Genomic DNA, 22299 nt, shown 5'->3' with positions numbered 1-22299 from the left:
GAAGCGTGGCGACATGTGGAGCTGACTGATACTAATCGATCGAGGACTTAACCAAGTCATTGGTGAATACTCGGCAAATGCTTCTTCATGCATTATCTAGTTTTGAGGGAACGAAGTTTCTTCAATTACATAGTCCGGTGGCGATAGCGAGAAGGTCACACCCGTTCCCATACCGAACACGGAAGTTAAGCTTCTCAGCGCCGATGGTAGTTGGGGGCTGTCCCCCTGTGAGAGTAGGACGCTGCCGGGCATATGAAAGAGCACCTGATGGGTGCTCTTTTTTGTATGTCTGGAGATTTATTGAATACAAATTTCTTATTTGGACTCTGCTTTTTAGTGGGAAATTGGGCTAAATGTGAGTTTACTTCATAAAGCTCAATTCATGCTAGATAAAAGTATCGCTAACTGCATCGCAGCTTCATAGAATCCAGAATCAGGGCATTCAGCAGGTTCATTCAGCCATTCTGCAGGATTCCATCTCTCTATTCCGACCGAACATCAAGCAAGGACAGCTAACCATATCATCTGTCCATCTGGCAATCAAGCGCAAAACACTTCCCAGCCTCCAAAAAAACTTCTCCCATCCAAGCACAAACCCGCCCAATCAAAAATATATTGTTATCGACATTAACTTCCATTTTCAGGTTTGGGAAGTCAAAAAATGGGGGAAAATTATTAATACCCGCCAATTGCAAGAAATTACATAAATCATGTATAATTAATGTCAAATATAGTCAAAGTCAGATAGGGGGAGGCCTGGTGAGGAATATATCCGACATAATTGAAAATTATCTCAAACAGGTTTTAGAGAAGAGCGAAAGGGAAATCGTGGAAATTAAAAGAAGTGAAATTGCTGATAAGTTCCAGTGTGTTCCTTCTCAGATCAATTATGTGATCAACACCCGTTTCACGATTGAGAAAGGCTATGCAGTAGAAAGTAAGCGGGGAGGCGGGGGCTTCATCCGGATTATGAAAGTCCAGTCCTATGACCATGCTGATTTAATTGACCAGTTAATTTCATTGGTTCAAAGCAGGATTGCCCAGAGCAGTGCAGAGAATGTCATTTACCGTCTGGTAGAAGAAGAGATTATAACACATAGGGAAGCTAAAATAATGCTTAGTGTTATAGACCGCTCTGTTCTGTATATTGATCTTCCATTCAGGGATGAGCTGAGGGCAAGAATGCTTAAGGCAATGTTAACCACTTTGAAATATAAATAGTAGTGAGCTGGAGAGGTGACGTCATGATTTGTCAGGAATGTAACCAAAGGCCGGCCACGCTGCACTTTACAAAGGTTGTAAATGGCGAGAAAGCAGAGTTTCATCTTTGCGAGAAATGCGCACAGGAAAAAGGTGAAATGTTTATGCTGGGCAGCGGGTCTGGTTTTTCAATAAATAACTTGCTTGCTGGTCTTCTGAATATTCAGCCTGCCTTTCAGGAATCGGGCCAGGACGCTTTTCAGCAGGAGAAAGTCCTGCAGTGTGAGCAATGTTCCCTCACCTTTCAGCAGTTTATTAAAGTAGGCCGCTTTGGATGCGCCAACTGCTATGAGACCTTTAAAGATCAATTGAACCCTATTCTTAGAAGGCTACACAGCGGGAATTTCTCACACAGCGGAAAAATTCCTGCGCGAATCGGGGGAACCATTCACTTGCGAAGGAATATTGATGATTTAAAAAACAATTTAAAAGAAATGATTGCCAAAGAAGAGTTTGAAAGAGCGGCAGAATTGAGGGACGAAATAAGGAAATTGGAAAAGCAGCTCAATGCCGATCAAAAGGGAGGGGAGTAAGCTTGTCGCTGGAACGTTTCATGAATCAAGCTATTAGCTCCTGGATGAGTGCGGAAGGTCCTGATTCCGATATTGTATTAAGTTCACGAATCAGGCTTGCCCGCAATATAAAGCAATATAAATTCCCCACTTTATTTTCAAATGAAGAAGCAGAAGCAGTCATTGAAAAAATAAAGGCGAGGGTGGAGCATTCTTCTTTTTCGAAACTTGGGGAAATGGAGCTTTTATTAATGGATCGCCTTCAGCCTCTTCAAAAAAGAGTGCTGATGGAAAAGCATCTGATCAGTCCCCATCTTGCTGAGAATTCAACTTATGGTGCCTGCCTTCTTTCTGAAAATGAAGAAGTCAGCATCATGATTAATGAAGAAGACCATATAAGGATTCAATGCCTGTTTCCGGGGTTTCAGCTTTCTGAAGCCTTAAGTATGGCGAATGAAATTGATGATTGGCTGGAGGAAGAAGCCGATTATGCATTTGATGAAAATATTGGCTTTTTAACAAGCTGTCCCACAAATGTAGGTACAGGGCTCAGGGCATCGGTTATGATGCATTTGCCGGGCCTCGTTCTCACACAGCAAATGAACCGGATTATTCCGGCAATTAACCAGCTTGGTTTAGTTGTTAGAGGAATTTACGGGGAGGGCAGCGAAGCTTTAGGTAACATCTTTCAAGTTTCAAATCAGATCACTCTCGGAAAATCAGAAGAGGATATCGCAGAGGATCTGAAAAGCGTTGTCAGCCAGCTGATTTCTCAGGAAAGATCGGCAAGGGAAGCATTAGCAAAGACTTCTAACATACAATTAGAAGACAGAGTCTTCCGCTCTTATGGCATTTTATCAAATAGCCGGATCATTGAATCAAAGGAAGCAGCACAATGCTTGTCTGATGTTCGCCTGGGGATTGATATGAAGTACATTAAAAACATATCAAAAAATATATTGAATGAGCTGATGATCCTGACACAGCCCGGATTCCTGCAGCAATATGCAGGCGGGCCGCTGAGACCGCATGAACGCGATATCCGCAGGGCTTCATTAATCAGGGAAAGATTAAAAATGGAAGATCAAGAGTTGGGAGGATGAAAATATGATGTTCGGACGATTTACGGAAAGAGCTCAAAAAGTATTGGCTTTAGCACAGGAGGAAGCAATCCGTTTAGGACATAACAACATCGGAACAGAGCATATTCTGCTGGGGCTTGTACGCGAAGGTGAAGGCATTGCTGCAAAAGCTTTGTATGCTTTAGGCCTCGGCTCTGATAAGATCCAAAAAGAGGTTGAGAATTTAATCGGCAGGGGGCAGGATGCTTCCCAGACCATTCACTATACACCGCGTGCCAAGAAAGTTATTGAACTTTCCATGGACGAAGCAAGAAAGCTTGGCCATTCCTATGTAGGAACAGAGCATATCCTGCTTGGCCTGATCCGCGAGGGCGAAGGCGTGGCAGCGAGAGTGTTGAATAACCTAGGAGTCAGCCTCAATAAAGCGCGTCAGCAAGTGCTTCAGCTATTAGGCAGCAATGAGTCCGGCAGCCATCAGGGAGGGTCCGCAGCCAATGCGAACACACCGACACTGGATGGATTGGCACGTGATTTGACTGCTATTGCCAGAGAAGGAAGCCTGGATCCGGTTATTGGGCGAAGCAAAGAAATTCAGCGCGTAATCGAAGTATTAAGCCGCAGGACGAAAAACAACCCGGTTTTGATCGGTGAGCCTGGTGTAGGTAAAACAGCCATTGCAGAAGGCCTGGCACAGCAGATCATTAATAACGAAGTGCCGGAGACTCTTCGTGATAAAAGGGTTATGACGCTTGATATGGGTACAGTTGTAGCTGGAACGAAGTATCGCGGTGAATTTGAAGACCGCCTGAAGAAGGTAATGGATGAAATCAGGCAGGCCGGAAACATTATTTTATTCATTGACGAGCTTCATACATTAATAGGTGCAGGCGGAGCAGAAGGGGCGATAGATGCTTCCAACATCTTAAAGCCTTCTCTGGCACGCGGTGAACTTCAGTGCATAGGTGCAACAACTCTTGATGAATACAGAAAATACATTGAAAAGGATGCGGCACTTGAAAGAAGATTCCAGCCTATTACGGTTGATGAGCCTACTGCGGAAGAATCAGTACAGATTCTTGAAGGTCTTCGTGACCGTTATGAGGCACACCATCGCGTGACGATTACGGATGCGGCCATTCAAGCGGCTGTAAAACTATCAGACCGCTACATCTCAGACCGCTTCCTTCCAGATAAAGCGATTGATTTAATTGACGAAGCGGGTTCGAAGGTAAGACTTCGCTCTTATACTACCCCTCCAAACCTGAAAGAGCTGGAGGTTAAACTCGAGGATGTAAGGAAAGAGAAAGATGCTGCCGTTCAAAGCCAGGAATTTGAAAAGGCGGCTTCCTTAAGAGATACAGAGCAGCGTCTGCGCGAACAGCTTGAAGAAACGAAGAAAACATGGAAAGAAAAGCAGGGCAAAGAGAACAGTGAAGTGACGGTTGAGGACATCGCCAATGTTGTGGCCAGCTGGACTGGAATCCCTGTATCGAAGCTGGCCCAAACAGAAACAGAAAAGCTTCTGAACCTGGAAGAAATTCTTCATTCCCGTGTAATCGGACAGGAAGAAGCGGTTAAGGCCATTTCGAAGGCAGTCCGCCGTGCCCGTGCAGGCCTTAAAGATCCGAAGCGCCCGATTGGCTCATTTGTATTCCTTGGGCCGACTGGTGTAGGTAAAACGGAGCTAGCCCGTGCATTAGCAGAAGCGATGTTCGGTGACGAGGATGCGATGATCCGCATCGATATGTCAGAATACATGGAGAAACACTCTACATCCCGTCTGGTAGGTTCACCTCCAGGCTATGTAGGATATGAAGAAGGCGGGCAGTTAACCGAAAAAGTCCGCAGAAAGCCATATTCTGTTGTGCTGCTGGATGAAATTGAAAAGGCACATCCTGATGTATTCAACATCCTTTTACAGGTATTGGAAGACGGAAGATTAACAGACTCTAAGGGCAGAACCGTTGATTTCCGCAATACCGTTCTGATTATGACATCCAATGTAGGTGCTGAAGCACTTAAGCGGAACAAATACGTTGGTTTTAACATCCAGGATGGGGAACAGGATTACAAAGATATGAAAGGAAAAGTAATGGAGGAGATGAAAAAGTCCTTCCGACCGGAATTCCTGAATCGTATCGATGAAATCATCGTTTTCCATGCATTGGAGAAAAAGCATCTTCAGGAAATTGTTTCGCTGATGTCTGACACTTTAACGAAACGATTGAAGGAACAGGATATTACACTGGAATTGACGGATGCAGCCAAAGAAAAAATCTCGGTTGAGGGTTATGATCCTGAGTACGGTGCACGTCCGCTTCGCCGGGCTATTCAAAAGCATATTGAAGACCGCTTATCCGAAGAGCTGTTAAAGGGCACAGTCCTAACCGGGCAATCTGTGGTAATCGATGTAAAGGATGGAGAATTTGTTGTGAAAACGGCTGAACCAAGCGGAACAGCAAATCTTCAGAAATAAGGTTAACGAACCCCTAATAAAGCATCAATAGATTTTACACAGCAAAAAGGTACACGTCCCTGTTATACGTGTACCTTTTTGTACTCTATCAGCCCATTTCTTCATTACAGCCTTAAAAGAGGTTTATTCTGCCGTTTTATGTTAATTTTAAGAGAGAAAGAGATATCAGGACAAAAACATTTTAAGACCCGTTGGAAAAGGGAATAGGAAGTAAACCGTACTTCTGTCATCACTGGTTCTTTCATGCAAGGCCGGTAATATTAAGATTTCCTTTAATACGGCTGGATGAATGTGTACAGAGAGGGGAAGAAGTATGGCTAAAAGAAAAACGAAATTCATGTGCCAGGAATGCGGCTATGAATCACCGAAGTGGATGGGGAAATGTCCGGGATGCGGACAGTGGAATACGATGGTGGAAGAGGTGGAGAAGCCTGCTTCAACGAGAAGGGGCGCTTTTGCTCATTCACAGGGCTCTGCCATAGCGGCGAAAGCTACACCGATTACATCCATTGAAACAGTCAGCGAACCACGCATACATACCGATTTAATAGAATTAAACCGTGTCCTTGGGGGAGGAATCGTTAGAGGTTCCCTTGTTCTTATTGGGGGAGATCCGGGCATCGGGAAATCAACGCTTCTTCTTCAAGTGTCATCACAGCTGGCGAACAGGAAGCATTCTGTTCTTTATATATCAGGGGAAGAATCCATGCGTCAGACGAAGCTGCGTGCTGACCGCTTAGGTGTTTCTTCAGACAGTCTGCTTGTTTACTCGGAAACCAGCCTTGATGAAATCAGCAGAACGATTGATTCAGTGAGTCCTGACTTTGTCATTATAGACTCCATTCAGACGATCTTTCATCCTGAAGTGACATCAGCGCCTGGCAGCGTTTCTCAGGTCCGGGAATGTACCGCTGAGCTAATGCGCATCGGCAAAACGAAGGGAATTGCCATTTTTATCGTAGGGCATGTTACAAAGGAAGGGTCCATTGCCGGTCCAAGACTTCTGGAGCATATGGTTGATACGGTTTTGTACTTTGAGGGCGAACGCCATCATACATACCGGATCCTGCGGGCAGTGAAAAACAGATTTGGCTCAACAAACGAGATGGGCATTTTTGAAATGAAGGAATTTGGGCTTGAGGAAGTGGCTAACCCGTCAGAAATTTTCCTGGAAGAGCGGTCACAGGGAGCTGCCGGTTCAACAGTCGTTGCTTCTATGGAAGGAACGAGGCCAGTCCTGGTTGAAATTCAGGCGCTGATTTCTCCAACAAGCTTTGGAAATCCAAGACGAATGGCGACAGGAATTGATCATAACCGGGTTCCGCTCCTGATGGCGGTTTTGGAAAAACGGGTCGGGATGCTCCTGCAAAATCAGGATGCATACTTAAAAGTCGCTGGCGGAGTGAAGCTTGATGAACCGGCTATTGATCTGGCCATTGCTGTGAGTATTGCGTCAAGCTTTCGGGATAAGCCAACAAAGGCAACAGACTGCATCATCGGAGAAGTAGGACTCACAGGAGAGGTCAGGAGAGTATCAAGAATAGAACAAAGAGTGCAGGAGGCAGCCAAGCTGGGTTTTGAGCGGGTTATCCTGCCGGCGAACAATCTTGGCGGCTGGAGCGCACCGGGAGGAATTGAACTAATCGGAGTAAGTTCGGTCGGTGAAGCTCTTAAGGCTGCGTTAGGGGGATAAAGATGGAGACTAAAAAAATGGGCGAAAAAACGATGAGTGAAATCCTTCGGTTCATGGCTCCGGGTACGCCTATCAGGGAAGGGATTGATAATGTTCTTCGCGCTAATACAGGCGGGCTGATTGTATTGGGCTCAAAGGAAAAGTTGAGTAACCTTGTTGATGGCGGGTTCCAAATCAATTGCCCATTTTCGCCAAGCTATTTGTATGAACTGGCCAAGATGGATGGAGCCATTATTTTAAATGAAGAAGGGAACAAGATTCTCATTGCTAATGCTCAGCTGGCTCCCGATCCTGGTGTACCTTCAACCGAAACGGGCATGCGGCACCGGACGGCTGAGCGGGTTGCCAGGCAAACAGGCGCATTAGTGATTGCCATTTCCCAGAGACGAAATGTCATTACCCTTTATAAAGGCCATTCACGCTATGCCCTGCGTGATATTGGCGTCATTTTAACTAAGGCGAATGTAGCCGTGCAGACTCTTGAAAAGTATAAGGTCGTTCTTGAACAGAGCATCGGCAACCTTAGCATCCTGGAATTTGAAGAGCTTGTTACATACAGTGACATCCTGCATGTTTTTCATAATATCGAAATGGTTCTGCGCATTAAAAATGAACTGCTCACCTACTTAAGTGAACTGGGTACTGAAGGAAGGCTGATTCGGCTCCAGATGAATGAGCTGCTGATGGAGCTTGAACGAGAAGCAGAATGGATTATAAAAGACTATGCTCAATCCAGGGACATCGACTCAAGGGATGCAATTGTTAAGCTTCAGGAGCTATCAAAAGGGGAAATGCTCGAAGACTCTGTCATTCTTAAGCTTCTTGGCTACAATGGGTATATTCATACGGAAGAATTCAAATGCCCCCGCGGCTACCGCATGCTGAATAAAGTTCCCCGCCTTCCGCCGATTATTATCGACAATCTGATTAACCGGTTTGAAGAATTTCCGAATATCATCACGGCGACAGTAGAGGAGCTCGATGAGGTAGAAGGAATCGGAGAGGTAAGGGCCAGAAAAATTAAAGAAGGACTTAAGCTCATAAAAGAGCAGGTTTTTGCGGACCGTCAGCTATAAAGAGACCATTGAACTATGTAATTAGTTATGCTAAAATGATAAGTTAATTATTTGACAGTTTATTGCCAATGGTGCTACCCTTAAAGTGTGTAGAAGTAAAAATTTAAGCAGTATAAAGACGTTTTTTTACTATCGTGAAATAATAATTAGGGAAAAATTGAAAATCCCCCGGATTCAGGGTTTCAATTTTGTGAATTTGTTTATAATGATTAAAAGGAGGTGACGGAATGTTAAAACGTATTGTACAGGCATGCTTCCTTATTATCGGGGTAACGCTGGGTATATTTTTGATTCCTGACTTATTAAAATTAATCAGTTTAGATGACATTCCTCTTTTAAATAATCCATATGTGTCCGCCATTTTAGGTGCTATTATTTTTTATCTTTTAACTTTTTGGGCGGTTGATCATGTCGTCAATTTCGTGAGATGGGCAGAAGAATCACTGGTAAAAGTACCTATAACAGATATTATTTTTGGAAGTGTCGGCCTGGTTTTTGGATTAGTCATTGCCTTTTTAATCGGATATGCACTAAATGCGATTGAGGTCCCGATTCTGAATACCGTTGCTCCGATTGTTCTGACGCTCCTGTTCGGCTATCTAGGATTTCAGGTGGGCTTTAAAAAGCGGGATGAGCTTTTAAGTTTAATTTCAAGCAAGAAAAAGAAGAGCAGTGAAGAAGAACCCGAACCTGAAGCTGCACCCAAAAACTCACTCAAGATTCTTGATACCAGCGTTATTATCGATGGACGCATTGCTGATATCTGTCAGACGGGCTTTCTGGAAGGTACGATTGTCATTCCTCAGTTTGTACTCGAAGAGCTTCAGCACATTGCTGATTCTTCAGATGTATTAAAGCGCAACCGTGGCAGACGGGGTCTGGATATACTGAATCGGATCCAAAAAGAGCTTTCGATTAATGTGGAAATCTATGAAGGCGATTTTGAAGAAATCCAAGAGGTGGACAGCAAGCTCGTGAAGCTGGCTAAGCTAACCAATGGCGTCGTTGTGACCAATGACTTTAACTTAAACAAGGTATGTGAACTGCAAAAAGTGGCAGTCCTCAATATTAATGACCTGGCAAATGCCGTCAAACCGGTTGTGCTTCCAGGCGAAGAAATGAAGGTACAGGTTATTAAGGACGGCAAGGAACAGAATCAGGGAATTGCTTATCTGGACGACGGCACGATGATTGTAGTGGAAGAAGGCAGAAATTATATTGGCAAACATATCGATGTTCTTGTCACAAGTGTTCTGCAGACATCAGCCGGACGAATGATCTTTGCAAAACCTAAGCTTCTGGAAAAAGCTTTATAATGTATGATAGAAAGTAGGACAGAATGTGCAGGGAGATTGCTTTCCCTGCCTTTTTCCTGCTTTTTTAAAAGATAGGAGCCATAATATGAATTATCAAGTGATTCTCCCGGCGGCCGGGCAGGGGAAAAGAATGGGAGCCGGAAAGAATAAGCTTCTCCTGGAAATCGGGAATGTCCCTGTGTTTATACATACGTTAAGAGTTTTTGAAAGTGACGCGGAATGCACGGGCATTTATCTGGCAATCAATCCTCAGGATGAGGAAGAAATACGCATTCTGTTAAAAGAGCATCAGATTACGAAAGTGGCCGCTATGGCAGAAGGCGGGCAGGAAAGGCAGCATAGCGTCTATAATGCGGCCAAGGCGGTTTCGGGTGAGCAAGTGGTGCTGGTTCATGACGCTGCCCGCCCTTTTATTACCCGGGATTTACTGCAGCCGCTGGTGAAAGCAGCATGGGAAAAAGGAGCTGCTGTTCTTGCAGTACCGCTGAAGGATACAGTTAAAAAAGCTGACGGAAATTTAATTACAGAAACACTTGAACGTTCCTGCCTGTGGGCTGTTCAAACTCCACAGGCCTTTCGTGTTTCTTCCCTGCTTGAGGCACACCGCAAGGCCGAGGAAGACGGCTTCCTGGGAACAGATGATGCCAGCCTTGTGGAGCGTTTAGGCAATGAAGTGGTGATTGTTCAAGGAAGTTACGATAATATTAAGCTGACTACACCAGAAGATATTTATTTTGCGGAAGCAATTATAAAGAAAAGAAGTCATATATAAAGGAGATTGTATAATGTTTCGGATTGGACAAGGTTTTGATGTTCATCAGTTTGCAGAAGGACGCCCGCTGATTATCGGGGGTATTGAAATACCATATGAGAAAGGGCTGCTGGGGCATTCAGATGCAGATGTCCTGCTGCATACAGTGGCCGATGCCTGCCTTGGAGCAATTGGAGAAGGAGACATTGGTCGGCATTTTCCTGATACTGATCCTGAATTCAAGGATGCCGATTCTGCGAAGCTGCTCGCGCATGTGTGGGGAATCGTAAAAGAAAAAGGGTATGAGCTGGTTAATGCAGACTGCACCATCATTGCCCAGAAGCCGAAAATGGCTCCTCATATCGGGAAAATGCAGGAGCGGATTGCAGAGCTTCTGGAAACCGGGAAAGAAAATATTAATGTGAAAGCAACAACTACAGAAAAGCTTGGATTTACAGGACGGGGGGAGGGAATCGCCTCCCAGGCCGCTGTTTTGCTGAAAAAGAAAGAGAGCCAGTAAAATTACCTTTCAGAAGAAAAACCTGAGTGTTAAAATATAGCTTATTGCAGTCTAATGGGCAGTAAGACTCCCGATTTTGGACTCAAAGGATTCCAAGGGAGATACGCGGGAGTCAAACTGCCCGTATAGGCCCGATTGGTTCAATCAGCAATTAGTAGCGGGAAAGCTGGCTAAATGAGCAAATAAGTGTTCTATCGTTTGTATCAGCAACAAATCCCCATAGTTGTACCACTGATTGAGTTTCACTTTATCGTTAAGATTTTAAGGAGGCAGTTAGTATGTCAAATGAAATCCGCGTCCGCTATGCTCCGAGTCCGACTGGACATTTGCATATCGGAAATGCAAGAACGGCGCTTTTCAACTATTTGTTTGCAAGAAGCAAAGGCGGGAAATTCATCATCCGCATTGAGGATACAGATAAGAAAAGGAATATTGAAGGCGGCGAAGAAAGCCAGCTTCACTATTTAAAATGGCTTGGCATGGATTGGGACGAGAGCATCGACCTGGAAGGCGAATTTGGCCCATACCGCCAATCTGAAAGAAATCATATCTATGAAACATACTACAAGGAATTGCTCGACAAAGGGCATGCCTATAAATGCTATTGTACGGAAGAGGAACTGGAAGCAGAGCGAGAAGCTCAATCTGCAAAAGGCGATACTCCTGCTTACTCAGGAAAATGCCGTCATCTGACAGAGGATGAAAGAGCTGCACTGGAAGCAGAAGGCAGAAAGCCAAGCATCCGCTTCTTAGTGCCAAAAGGCAGGGAATTGACATTCAATGACATGGTAAAAGGCGAAGTGTCATTCGAATCTGAAGGCTTTGGCGATTTTGTCATTGTCAAAAAGGATGGCACTCCTACTTATAACTTTGCCGTAGCAGTGGATGACCACCTTATGAAAATTTCTCATGTCCTGCGCGGAGATGACCATATCTCCAATACGCCTAAGCAGCAGATGATATACGAAGCATTAGGCTGGGACATTCCGACGTTTGGCCATATGACGCTGATTGTCAATGAAAGCCGCAAAAAACTGAGCAAGCGGGACGAGACAATTATCCAGTTCATTGAGCAGTATGAAGAGCTCGGCTATCTGCCGGAAGCGCTCTTTAACTTTATTGCTCTGCTTGGCTGGTCTCCTGCAGGCGAGGAAGAAATCTTCTCCAAAGAAGAATTCATTGATATTTTTGATGAAAGCAGATTATCAAAATCTCCTGCCCTTTTCGATAAGCAGAAGCTTGAGTGGATGAATAACCAGTACATGAAGAAGCTTGATCAAGACCGTCTGGTGGCCATTTCAGCCCCTCACCTGGTAAAGGCAGGTAAGATCAGTGAAAACTGGAAGCAGGAAAATGAAGATTGGGTTAGAAGCCTGATCACTCTTTATCAGGAAAAAATGAGCTATGGCGCTCAAATTGCTGAGCTTTCAGAACTGTTCTTTACAGAAGAAATGACAGTTGATGAAGAAGCGAAGGAAGTTCTGGCTGAAGAGCAGGTTCCTGAAGTGCTGTCTGCTTTCCTGCAGGAAATTGATAATATGTCAGAGTTCAAAGCGGATGAAATTAAAGCGGCCATGAAGGCTGTGCAAAAATCAACAGGCCACAAGGGCAAGAAACTGTTCATGCCAATCCGTTCAGCTACTACTGGCCAAACCCATGGGCCTGATCTGCCGCAGGCCATCGAGCTTTTAGGAAAAGAAAAAGTAAAAACTCGATTAATGAGCATTATTGGTTAACATCTTGGAGAAAATGTAATATAGTATTAAGTAAATTCTATATCGAAAAGTGTTGAAGAGGAAAAGTAAGAAAAAAGATGCTTTTTAGAGAGAACCATCACCGGCTGAAAGTGGTTTAAGCCTCTCCTTTTTCCGAAGTGCGCCTCAGAGCCTCAATTTGAACGGATGCCCATGTTTCCTAGTAGATTTGAGCGGAACTTATCCGTTAACAAGTTAAAGTTGAGGCTTCTGAAGCCTAAACAGAGTGGAACCGCGCATAAAGCGTCTCTGTCCGATTGTGGCAGAGGCGCTTTTTTATATTTTAAAACCTACTTTTATGGGCGGAGAAATATTATAGGGGAAAAGCTTTAGAAAAATAAAAAAAGAGATCGAGATCTATGTCGGGAGGGGAAATGAACAATGTTTGCAAGAATGAAGGAAGATATCGAAGTGGTATTTGAACAGGATCCGGCAGCAAGAAGTTATTTGGAAGTAGTATTAACATACTCAGGATTGCATGCTGTCTGGTCGCATCGCATAGCCCACGCACTTTTTAAAAGGAAGTTTTATTTTCTTGCAAGAGTTGTTTCCCAGGTCAGCCGCTTTTTCACAGGAATTGAAATTCACCCTGGAGCTAAGATTGGCAGACGCTTTTTTATCGACCATGGCATGGGGGTTGTCATCGGGGAAACTTGTGAAATCGGTGATAATGTAACTGTTTTCCAGGGTGTGACACTTGGGGGAACCGGAAAGGAAAAAGGCAAGCGGCATCCTACAATTAAGGACAACGCGCTGATCGCGACTGGTGCGAAGGTTTTGGGTTCCATTACTATTGGAGAGAATTCTAAGATAGGGGCAGGCTCTGTTGTCCTTCATGAGGTTCCGCCCAATTCAACCGTAGTCGGCATTCCTGGAAGAGTGAAAGTCCGGGATGGAGTAAAAATTAGCAAGGATTTAAATCATTGTGATCTTCCCGATCCAATTGCAGACCGGTTTAAGGAATTGGAGAAGGAGCTGCAGGAATTAAAAGGCGAAGTCGAAACGTTGAGGAAAGAAAGGAGCCAGATTCATGGCCATTCAAATCTATAATACACTTACTCGTCAAAAAGAAGATTTTATTCCCATAGAAGAGGGAAAAGTGAAAATGTATGTGTGCGGTCCTACCGTTTATAACTATATCCATATAGGGAATGCGCGCCCGCCAATTGTATTTGATACTGTGCGCAGATATCTTGAATTCCGCGGCTTCGATGTTCAGTATGTATCCAATTTTACTGATGTGGATGATAAGCTGATCCGCGTAGCCAATGAACTGGGAACGGATGTTCCAAGCATCGCGGAACGATTCATTAATGCCTACTTCGAAGACGTTTCTGCACTGGGCTGCAGAAAGGCTGATGTCCACCCGAGAGTGACAGAAAGCATCGATATCATTATTGAGTTTATCCAGACATTGATTGATAAAGGCTTCGCGTATGAATCAGAAGGGGATGTTTATTACCATACCCGTAAGTTCGATGAGTACGGAAAACTGTCCCATCAGTCCATTGATGAGTTGCGGGTCGGTGCCCGCATTGCGGTCGGCGAAAAGAAACAGGATTCTCTCGACTTTGTTCTTTGGAAAGCAGCGAAGGAAGGGGAAATCGCGTGGGAGAGCCCTTGGGGACAGGGAAGGCCGGGGTGGCATATTGAGTGCTCGGCTATGGCAAGGAAATACCTCGGGGACACAATTGATATTCATGCCGGCGGACAGGATCTGTCTTTCCCGCATCATGAAAATGAGATCGCCCAATCGGAAGCATTGACAGGCAAAACGTTTGCCCGCTATTGGATGCACAATGGCTATATTAATATCGACAACGAAAAAATGTCTAAATCACTGGGGAATTTCGTCCTGGTTCATGACATTATCCAAAAGCATGACCCGCAGGTTCTAAGATTTTTCATGCTGTCCGTACATTACAGACATCCGATTAACTACAGTGATGAGCTTCTTGAAAATACCCGTACAGGGCTCGAGCGCATTAAAACGTCTTATCACAATTTGCAGCATCGCAAAGAAGCAAGTGTGAACCTGACTGATAATAATCAGGAGTGGCTGGATAAAATAACCTCTCTACATGAACAGTTCATTCAAGATATGGATGATGATTTCAATACAGCCAATGCCGTATCTATTTTGTTCGAACTGTCTAAGCTTGCGAATTATTATCTGATGGAGAAAAACACAGCTGTTGAAGTGATTGATGCTTTCACGAAAGAATTCGAAACGCTGTTTGACGTATTGGGCCTTTCTCTTGAAGAAACAAATGCTGACCTTCTGGATGAGGAAATCGAACAGCTGATTGAGCAGAGGCAGCAGGCCAGAAAAGAGCGTAATTTCGAACTGGCAGACAAAATCCGCGATCAGCTGAAAGAGATGAATATTATCCTTGAAGATACACCGCAGGGAATCAGATGGAAAAGAGGCTAAGCAATGCTTCACTATGAAAACAAAATAGATGAAAAACAATTGAATAGTCTTGCCTTGGCGTATATGGGGGATGCGGTATTTGAAACCTATATACGCCACCATCTCCTTCAGAATGGACGGGTTCGGCCCCATTTTCTCCATAAGGAGGCAACCCGATATGTTTCTGCAAAAGCCCAGTCCATAATCATTCATGAATTAATTGACTCTGAACGGCTGACGGAGGAAGAACTGGCAGTAGTCCGCAGGGGGCGAAATGCAAAGTCCGGATCGGTGCCGAAAAATACAGATGTCCAAACATACAGATACAGCACAGCTTTTGAATCTCTTATCGGATATCTGTTTTTGTCGAAAAGACAGGAGCGGATGGAAGAGCTGATTCTGGAATCCATACATTTAGTTGAGAAAAGGAAAGGAGGAGCGGCAAAGTGAGCCAGGATTTTATCATCGGGAAAAATCCCGTTATTGAAGCATTAAAGTCAGAGAGGGATATTAATAAGATATTCATTGCAGAAGGTTCGCAAAGCGGGCAGATGCAGCAGGTAATCGGTTTGGCGAAGTCCGCCGGGGTACTGGTCCAGTTCGTTCCCAAGAAAAAAATAGATGGGATGGCAGAGGGGAATCATCAGGGTGTTATCGCACAGGTTGCTGCTTATCAATATGCAGAAATCGACGATTTGTTTGCTGCTGCAGAAAAGAAAAATGAAGCAGCTTTCTTCTTGCTGCTGGATGAGATAGAAGATCCCCATAATCTTGGCTCCATCATGAGAACCGCAGATGCAGTCGGGGCGCACGGGATCATTATTCCGAAGAGAAGAGCGGTCGGGCTCACGGCAACAGTAGCCAAAGCCTCAACAGGAGCGATCGAGTATATCCCGGTTGTCCGGGTTACGAATATGGCCAGAACAATTGATGAATTAAAAGAAAGAGGCGTCTGGATTGCCGGTACCGATGCAAAAGGGAAACAAGACTTCCGTCAGATGGATGGAACGATGCCTTTAGGTCTTGTAATTGGAAGCGAAGGTAAAGGGATGGGCCGCCTGATTCGCGATAAATGTGATTTTCTTATTAACCTGCCGATGGCTGGACATGTTACTTCCCTTAACGCATCAGTTGCTGCTGCGCTGCTCATGTATGAGGTTTATCGGAAACGGCACCCGCTTGAGGGATAGAAATGGACATCCTTCTTGTTGATGGATACAACATAATTGGTGCTTGGCCAGAACTCAGGGAGCTCAAAAACAAGGATTTATCGTCAGCAAGAGACCGCCTGATTGAAAAAATGGCCGAGTACCAGGGATATTCCGGGTACAGAGTGATTATCGTGTTTGATGCCCATTATGTAAAGGGCACGGAAAAAAAGTTTAAGGATTCAAAGGTCGAAGTTATTTTTACAAGAAATAATGAGACGGCCGATGAACGCATTGAAAAATTGGCTATTGATCTCAGTAATATTAAAACCCAAATTCATGTGGCAACCTCCGATTTCACAGAGCAATGGGTCATATTTGGCCAGGGAGCTCTAAGAAAATCAGCAAGGGAGCTGCTCAATGAAATGAATTTGATTGAAAGCAGCATCGAAAAAAAAGTAAAAAAAATTCAGCAGAAAAAGCCTGTATCCAAGATACCTCTCAGTGATGAAGTGGCAGAAATTTTTGAAAAATGGCGCAGAGGAGGACAATGAGCGGTTGACGCTTGAAAAATCCGTGCTGTATAATATTTCTAACCATGCTTGTACGGTCGGGGGGATCCTAGTGAGTGCTGACTTCAAGACAATCGACGAAAATCTTATAGACTTTATCCAGCTTGAGGACGAAGAAATAGTTGAGCTCGTGCATAAGGGCGAGAGTGAGGCCCTTGATTATCTGATTCATAAGTACCGCAATTTTGTCCGGGCAAAAGCAAGATCCTATTTTTTGATTGGCGCAGATAAAGAAGATATTGTACAAGAGGGAATGATCGGCTTATACAAGGCGATCCGCGATTTTAAAGAGGACAAGCTGTCTTCATTTAAAGCGTTTGCCGAACTGTGCATCACCAGGCAAATCATAACCGCCATCAAGACAGCGACCCGCCAAAAGCATATTCCGCTGAACTCTTATGTGTCTTTGGACAAGCCCATTTATGATGAGGAATCGGACAGGACGCTTATGGATGTAATCTCTGGGGCGAAGGTTATGGACCCTGAAGAGCTTATTATCAACCAGGAAGAATTTGATCACATTGAAGTGAAAATGTCAGAGCTTCTGAGTGACCTTGAACGAAAGGTGCTTGCCCTTTATTTGGATGGGCAGTCCTATCAGGAAATTTCCGAAGAACTGAACCGCCATGTTAAATCGATTGACAACGCCCTGCAGCGGGTGAAAAGAAAGCTGGAAAGATATTTGGAAGTGCGTGAATTTTCCCTATAGACAGAATTTCCCAACACCTTGCTTTTTTTGCAGTTATTGACATGTTTTGGGGTGCGTGTTAAAGTTTTAAGGGCGTAATGTGACTTAGTAGGTGGAAATATGACTAAAAAGGTAATTTTGGCTTGCTCTGTATGTGGTTCCAGAAATTATTCCACTGCGGGCAAAAATGATTCTGCAAGGCTGGAACTGAAGAAGTTCTGCAGCACATGCAGCGCTCATACGATCCATAAAGAAACAAAGTGATTATATAGATAAGAAGTTTGCTCTTTTAATAGCAGAAGCCTGAGCGTTTTATGCAGACTGGAAGATTGGTCTGATTTTGAAGCCGCTTTCGCTTCTTGTTAAAGGGTACATCTCTTGAAAGTTGGGGGTTACGAAATGCAGCGCATCGTGAATTTTTTCCGTGAAGTTGGCCGGGAAATGAAAAAGGTCAGCTGGCCTAAACGCAAAGAGCTGACAAACTATACTGTTACCGTTCTTGCTACGGTTACGTTCTTCGCTCTGTTTTTTGCGGTGATTGACCTGGGAATTTCTGAATTGATTCGTTTAATTCTTGAATAACCCCTGAGTTTCCATGGTATAATGGAGAATAACACAGGAAACATTTGCAAAGCCCGGAAACGGGTTTTTTAATTTGGTCAAAAATAATAAATTGTTGAATACAGGGAGGGAAGGACGAACAAGTCCTCGTAAATGGAAAAGAATTGGTATGTTGTTCATACGTACTCCGGCTATGAAAATAAAGTCAAAGCCAATCTGGAGAAACGTGTTGAATCAATGGGTATGCAAGATAAGATCTTCCGCGTGGTAGTTCCGGAAGAAGAAGAAACAGAATTGAAAAACGGCAAGAAAAAAGTAGTGAAGCGCAAAGTCTTCCCTGGTTATGTACTAGTAGAAATCGTGATGACGGATGATTCCTGGTATGTAGTAAGAAATACTCCGGGTGTAACTGGATTCGTAGGTTCAGCAGGTTCTGGATCAAAGCCGACTCCACTATTGCCGGAAGAAGTTACGAACATCCTTAAGCATATGGGTGTTGAAGAAGCACGCTTTGATATCAACTTTGAGATCGGTGAAACAGTTCAGGTGAAAGAAGGTCCGTTTGCGAACTTCACAGGCACCATTGAAGATATTGATAAAGATAAGGCGAAGATTAAAGTGCTTGTCAACATGTTTGGCCGTGACACTCCGGTTGAACTAGATTTTTCACAGATTGAAAAACTGTAAGAAGCAGTCTGCTGAAAGTACTTTTATATATCTTTGTAAAAAAACTTGAAATTGCCTTTGAAAAGTGATAATATTTCAAAGGTCAGTATGTCTCGGACAAAGAGACTGGACAATTGTTAAAAGTTCTTTATCTTAATATAAAGACTATAAGTTGAGTGGGAGGGAATTTTCCCTATTACCACATCACGGACTTTAAGGAGGTGTGTCTCGTGGCTAAAAAAGTAATCAAACTTGTAAAGCTGCAAATCCCTGCAGGTAAAGCAAACCCTGCACCACCAGTAGGACCGGCACTAGGTCAAGCAGGTGTTAACATCATGGGATTCTGTAAGGAATTTAACGCTCGCACAGCTGAACAAGCTGGCTTAATCATTCCTGTTGAAATCACGGTTTTTGAAGACCGTTCATTTACATTTATTACGAAAACTCCTCCTGCTGCAGTTCTTCTTAAGAAAGCGGCTGGAATCGAGTCTGGTTCTGGTGAACCAAACCGTAGTAAAGTAGCAACAGTCAAGCGTGACAAGGTACGCGAGATTGCTGAAACAAAGATGCCTGATCTAAACGCTGCTAGTGTAGAAGCTGCAATGCGTATGGTTGAAGGTACTGCACGCAGCATGGGTATCGTTATCGAGGACTAATCCATGCACGAAGCAGATTTAGGGATGAGGTTGCGACGCTGAATTTTGTTTCACTCGCAACCTTTGTTCTGTCTAGAGCAGGCGCCTTTGACCGAGGCGCCTCCGCTTTTAGTGTCTAGCTGCGGCGCCTAGCCCCTCGAGTCATAAGCTAATCCTCCCGGAAAGGTAAAGATCACCTTTCAGTGAGGCTCGTCTTATGCTTGTCGGGGCTGACCGATGCGCCTCCGCTTTTACTCGTGGGAGGTTATTCCGCTAAAACCACAATCAAGGAGGAAATAAAAATGGCTAAAAAAGGTAAGAAATACGCAGAAGCTGTGAAGCTTGTTGATTCTTCAAAAGCTTACCCAATTGCTGAGGCGATTGAACTTGCGAAGAAAACTAATTTTGCAAAATTTGATGCAACTGTTGAGGTAGCATTCCGTCTAGGAGTTGACCCTAAGAAAGCTGACCAGCAAATCCGTGGAGCAGTTGTTCTTCCAAACGGAACTGGTAAAACTCAGCGCGTTCTTGTTTTCGCTAAGGGTGAAAAAGCGAAAGAAGCAGAAGCTGCTGGAGCAGATTTCGTAGGTGATTCTGAATACATCAACAAAATCAGCCAAGGCTGGTTCGACTTTGATGTAATCGTTGCTACACCTGACATGATGGGTGAAGTTGGTAAACTTGGCCGCGTATTAGGACCTAAAGGCTTAATGCCAAACCCTAAGACTGGCACAGTTACTTTTGACGTTCAAAAAGCAGTTAACGAAATCAAAGCAGGTAAAGTTGAATACCGTGTTGACAAAGCTGGTAACATCCACGTGCCAATCGGTAAAGTATCTTTCGAAGACGAAAAGCTTGTTGAAAACTTCAACACTATTTTCGATACAATGATGAAAGTGAAGCCTGCTGCTGCTAAAGGAACTTACATGAAGAACGTTTCTGTTACTTCTACTATGGGACCTGGCGTAAAAGTAGATCCTTCATCTGTTGCAGTAAAATAATAACAATTGACATTCTAAAATACATGCTGTAATATGTATTTTGTTGTTAAAATATAATAACATTTGTGCCGTAGACAGCAGGTGCTTAATTGCTTAATTTCCTGCCGAGGTATTACGATAGAATTGCTTTTTCTTGCTATTGTATACTTCCTCCATGTCTGCAAAGTCGTGGAGGTTTTTTATTGGACGGTATGAATGTAGAAATTCTACAGGAGGTGTAAGGATGAGCAGCGTTATCGAACAAAAGAAACAAATCGTAGAAGAAATTGCTGATAAGCTTAAATCAAGTTTATCAACAGTTGTTGTTGACTACCGTGGTCTTACTGTTGCTGAAGTTACTGAACTTCGTAAACAGCTTCGTGAAGCTGGCGTGGAATTCAAAGTATACAAGAATTCAATGACTCGCCGTGCTGCTGAAGCTGCTGAACTTTCGGGTTTAAACGAAGCTTTAACTGGACCTAACGCAATCGCGTTCAGCACAGAAGATGTAGTTGCTCCAGCGAAAATCCTTAATGATTTCGCGAAAAAGCATGAAGCACTTGAAATTAAAGCAGGTGTAATCGAAGGAAATGTCGCTTCAGTAGAAGATATCAAAGCTCTTGCTGAACTACCATCACGCGAAGGCTTGCTTTCTATGCTACTCAGCGTACTTCAAGCACCTATCCGCAATCTTGCTCTTGCTGCAAAAGCTGTTGCAGATCAAAAAGAAGAACAAGGCGCGTAAGTTGATTTTAGCGTTAAACTAATAGATTCAAACCAAAAATAAGGAGGAAACATAATCATGACTAAAGAACAAATCATTGAAGCAGTTAAAAATATGACTGTTTTAGAACTTAACGACTTAGTAAAAGCTATCGAAGAAGAATTTGGTGTAACTGCTGCTGCTCCTGTAGCTGTAATGGGCGGAGCTGCTGGTGGAGACGCTGCTGCTGAGAAAACTGAATTTGACGTTGTTCTTGCTTCTGCAGGCGACCAAAAAATCAAAGTTATCAAAGTGGTACGTGAAATCACAGGTCTTGGACTTAAAGAAGCAAAAGAACTTGTTGACAACACTCCAAAAGCTCTTAAAGAAGGCGTTTCTAAAGAAGAAGCTGAAGAAGTTAAAGCTAAGCTTGAAGAAGTTGGAGCTGGCGTTGAAGTTAAGTAATAACATTTATGAAAAGTCCGCTGCTTAAGCGGGCTTTTTGTTTTGCTGTAAAATCTATAACTTTAATCTGAAGGTACTGTCCAGCTAAACAAGGAACGCTTCGTCAGCTTTATCATCGTACGACTAAAAGCATCGTGTTACGGAGGAGCCTGTTCCCTCGAGGTGTCGGGGAAGGGAAGGGCGCTTCTGCTTTTCTGTTTACTTTTTGCTTTTTGATGGGCAATCCTATATAATTCCTTCGAAACCACTTAATTGTGATTCTCCTATTTTCTTCTTATATATTCTCCCTGGAGGTGATTTCATGTCTGAACACTACTATTCCCAAACGCAAAAAGTTGAAAGCAGCCCTAAAACCTGGAGTTATACTCTAAAGGAGTATCCATTCCGATTTAAAACAGATAATGGTGTTTTTTCAAAGGGTGAAGTGGATTTTGGTTCAAGGTTATTAATTGAGACTTTTGAAGAGCCGGAAGCTGAAGGTAACATTCTCGATGTAGGCTGCGGATACGGGCCCATTGGGCTGACTGCAGCAAAGCTGATGCCTGAACGGACAGTTCATATGGTTGATGTAAATGAGAGGGCGCTTGGACTTGCGAAAGAAAATGCTGAATTGAACGGCATTAAAAATGTGCAAATCTATGAAAGTGACCGCCTTGAAAATACAAAAGGAAATAAGTTTGCGGCCATTCTGACAAACCCGCCGATCCGCGCCGGGAAAAAGGTTGTTCATGATATATTTGAACAAAGTTTTCATTCGCTGATTTCTGGAGGTGAGCTATGGGTTGTCATCCAGAAAAAGCAGGGTGCACCATCTGCCATAGATAAACTGACAGAGTTATTCGGTGAAGTAGAGACAGCAGAAAAGAAAAAAGGCTATTTTATTTTAAGAGCAAAAAAAGATTGACTTGACTTTTTTGCTATGATAGTATTGTAAAATGCCAACATATTATATTTCTATTTATAACTAAATTTATCTAATAGTTGTATAAATTTGGTTTTAATGGGAAAGCTAACAAAATAATAGTCGT

The 22299-nt window shown here is 43.6% G+C and carries 24 protein-coding genes, 1 rRNA gene and 2 other annotated features; all 25 genes read left to right on the top strand.

The genetic code is table 11. The features are described from left to right. The first annotated feature begins 133 nt into the window (after positions 1 to 133). The 25 genes from rrf (at position 134) to NR125_RS22870 (ending at position 22175) form a co-directional block, all read left to right on the top strand. Positions 134 to 250: ribosomal RNA gene (rrf, locus tag NR125_RS22990) — 5S ribosomal RNA — on the top strand. A 509-nt stretch (positions 251 to 759) separates the two neighbouring features. Continuing rightward, positions 760 to 1221: a CtsR family transcriptional regulator gene (locus tag NR125_RS22985; RefSeq protein ID WP_009336509.1), complete on the top strand. Its 462-nt coding sequence runs from the start codon at positions 760 to 762 to the stop codon at positions 1219 to 1221. A gap of 23 nt (positions 1222 to 1244) precedes the next feature. Next, positions 1245 to 1793, top strand: coding sequence for a protein-arginine kinase activator protein McsA (mcsA, locus tag NR125_RS22980; RefSeq protein ID WP_009336510.1), 549 nt, complete (start codon positions 1245 to 1247; stop codon positions 1791 to 1793). 2 nt (positions 1794 to 1795) lie between these two features. After that, a complete protein-coding gene (gene mcsB / locus NR125_RS22975; protein ID WP_009336512.1) occupies positions 1796 to 2875 on the top strand; it encodes a protein-arginine kinase McsB in 1080 nt (359 codons plus the stop codon). Positions 2876 to 2879: 4 nt separating this feature from the next. After that, positions 2880 to 5330: an ATP-dependent protease ATP-binding subunit ClpC gene (clpC, locus tag NR125_RS22970; RefSeq protein ID WP_009336514.1), complete on the top strand. Its 2451-nt coding sequence runs from the start codon at positions 2880 to 2882 to the stop codon at positions 5328 to 5330. Positions 5331 to 5643: 313 nt separating this feature from the next. After that, positions 5644 to 7023 (top strand): DNA repair protein RadA, encoded by a 1380-nt coding sequence (gene radA, locus NR125_RS22965; RefSeq protein WP_192908014.1) that lies wholly within the window; start codon positions 5644 to 5646, stop codon positions 7021 to 7023. A 2-nt stretch (positions 7024 to 7025) separates the two neighbouring features. Continuing rightward, entirely contained in the window at positions 7026 to 8099 is a 1074-nt protein-coding gene (disA, locus tag NR125_RS22960) for a DNA integrity scanning diadenylate cyclase DisA (protein ID WP_009336517.1), read from the top strand. Positions 8100 to 8326: 227 nt separating this feature from the next. Continuing rightward, entirely contained in the window at positions 8327 to 9415 is a 1089-nt protein-coding gene (locus NR125_RS22955; protein WP_019382775.1) for a PIN/TRAM domain-containing protein, read from the top strand. 85 nt (positions 9416 to 9500) lie between these two features. Next, positions 9501 to 10187 carry a 2-C-methyl-D-erythritol 4-phosphate cytidylyltransferase gene (gene ispD, locus NR125_RS22950; protein ID WP_192908015.1) on the top strand — a complete coding sequence of 229 codons (687 nt, stop codon included), beginning with the start codon at positions 9501 to 9503 and terminating at the stop codon, positions 10185 to 10187. Between the two features lie 13 nt (positions 10188 to 10200). After that, positions 10201 to 10686 (top strand): 2-C-methyl-D-erythritol 2,4-cyclodiphosphate synthase, encoded by a 486-nt coding sequence (gene ispF, locus NR125_RS22945; protein WP_009336523.1) that lies wholly within the window; start codon positions 10201 to 10203, stop codon positions 10684 to 10686. A 278-nt stretch (positions 10687 to 10964) separates the two neighbouring features. Next, entirely contained in the window at positions 10965 to 12422 is a 1458-nt protein-coding gene (gene gltX, locus NR125_RS22940; protein ID WP_009336525.1) for a glutamate--tRNA ligase, read from the top strand. Between the two features lie 43 nt (positions 12423 to 12465). Continuing rightward, positions 12466 to 12694: a binding site (T-box leader), on the top strand. Between the two features lie 127 nt (positions 12695 to 12821). After that, a complete protein-coding gene (gene cysE / locus NR125_RS22935) occupies positions 12822 to 13490 on the top strand; it encodes a serine O-acetyltransferase (protein ID WP_009336526.1) in 669 nt (222 codons plus the stop codon). Then, positions 13471 to 14874, top strand: coding sequence for a cysteine--tRNA ligase (cysS, locus tag NR125_RS22930; RefSeq protein WP_009336528.1), 1404 nt, complete (start codon positions 13471 to 13473; stop codon positions 14872 to 14874). Before cysE ends, cysS begins: the two co-directional genes overlap by 20 nt. A gap of 3 nt (positions 14875 to 14877) precedes the next feature. Next, the gene (locus tag NR125_RS22925; RefSeq protein WP_019382778.1) at positions 14878 to 15303 is read left to right on the top strand and encodes a Mini-ribonuclease 3; all 426 of its coding nucleotides are present in this window, start codon (positions 14878 to 14880) and stop codon (positions 15301 to 15303) included. Then, positions 15300 to 16043 (top strand): 23S rRNA (guanosine(2251)-2'-O)-methyltransferase RlmB, encoded by a 744-nt coding sequence (gene rlmB, locus NR125_RS22920; RefSeq protein WP_009336532.1) that lies wholly within the window; start codon positions 15300 to 15302, stop codon positions 16041 to 16043. The genes NR125_RS22925 and rlmB overlap by 4 nt, the downstream gene beginning before the upstream one ends. 2 nt (positions 16044 to 16045) lie before the next feature. Continuing rightward, positions 16046 to 16555, top strand: coding sequence for an NYN domain-containing protein (locus NR125_RS22915; RefSeq protein WP_009336534.1), 510 nt, complete (start codon positions 16046 to 16048; stop codon positions 16553 to 16555). 70 nt (positions 16556 to 16625) lie between these two features. Continuing rightward, positions 16626 to 17282, top strand: coding sequence for an RNA polymerase sporulation sigma factor SigH (gene sigH, locus NR125_RS22910; RefSeq protein ID WP_009336536.1), 657 nt, complete (start codon positions 16626 to 16628; stop codon positions 17280 to 17282). Between the two features lie 99 nt (positions 17283 to 17381). Next, entirely contained in the window at positions 17382 to 17525 is a 144-nt protein-coding gene (rpmG, locus tag NR125_RS22905) for a 50S ribosomal protein L33 (protein ID WP_009336538.1), read from the top strand. Between the two features lie 135 nt (positions 17526 to 17660). Next, positions 17661 to 17843, top strand: a complete 183-nt coding sequence (secE, locus tag NR125_RS22900) for a preprotein translocase subunit SecE (RefSeq protein WP_009336541.1) — start codon at positions 17661 to 17663, stop codon at positions 17841 to 17843. A 132-nt stretch (positions 17844 to 17975) separates the two neighbouring features. After that, positions 17976 to 18509, top strand: coding sequence for a transcription termination/antitermination protein NusG (gene nusG, locus NR125_RS22895; RefSeq protein ID WP_009336543.1), 534 nt, complete (start codon positions 17976 to 17978; stop codon positions 18507 to 18509). Between the two features lie 209 nt (positions 18510 to 18718). Then, positions 18719 to 19144 (top strand): 50S ribosomal protein L11, encoded by a 426-nt coding sequence (rplK, locus tag NR125_RS22890; RefSeq protein ID WP_192908016.1) that lies wholly within the window; start codon positions 18719 to 18721, stop codon positions 19142 to 19144. 236 nt (positions 19145 to 19380) lie between these two features. Beyond that, entirely contained in the window at positions 19381 to 20124 is a 744-nt protein-coding gene (gene rplA, locus NR125_RS22885; protein WP_026041788.1) for a 50S ribosomal protein L1, read from the top strand. A gap of 50 nt (positions 20125 to 20174) precedes the next feature. Then, positions 20175 to 20314, top strand: a sequence feature (ribosomal protein L10 leader region). A 33-nt stretch (positions 20315 to 20347) separates the two neighbouring features. After that, on the top strand, positions 20348 to 20848 hold the full coding sequence (rplJ, locus tag NR125_RS22880; RefSeq protein ID WP_009336549.1) for a 50S ribosomal protein L10: 501 nt from the start codon (positions 20348 to 20350) through the stop codon (positions 20846 to 20848). A gap of 57 nt (positions 20849 to 20905) precedes the next feature. Continuing rightward, positions 20906 to 21271 (top strand): 50S ribosomal protein L7/L12, encoded by a 366-nt coding sequence (rplL, locus tag NR125_RS22875; protein WP_009336551.1) that lies wholly within the window; start codon positions 20906 to 20908, stop codon positions 21269 to 21271. Between the two features lie 301 nt (positions 21272 to 21572). Next, complete coding sequence (locus NR125_RS22870; RefSeq protein WP_009336553.1) at positions 21573 to 22175, top strand: class I SAM-dependent methyltransferase; 603 nt, start codon at positions 21573 to 21575, stop codon at positions 22173 to 22175. Positions 22176 to 22299 lie beyond the last annotated feature (124 nt).

The organism is Cytobacillus sp. Bac17 (assembly GCF_024519925.1).
GTDB lineage: Bacteria > Bacillota > Bacilli > Bacillales > Cytobacillaceae > Cytobacillus > Cytobacillus pseudoceanisediminis.
The sequence above is the reverse complement of the archived record's forward strand: the minus strand, read 5'-3'. Positions and strand labels throughout refer to the sequence as shown.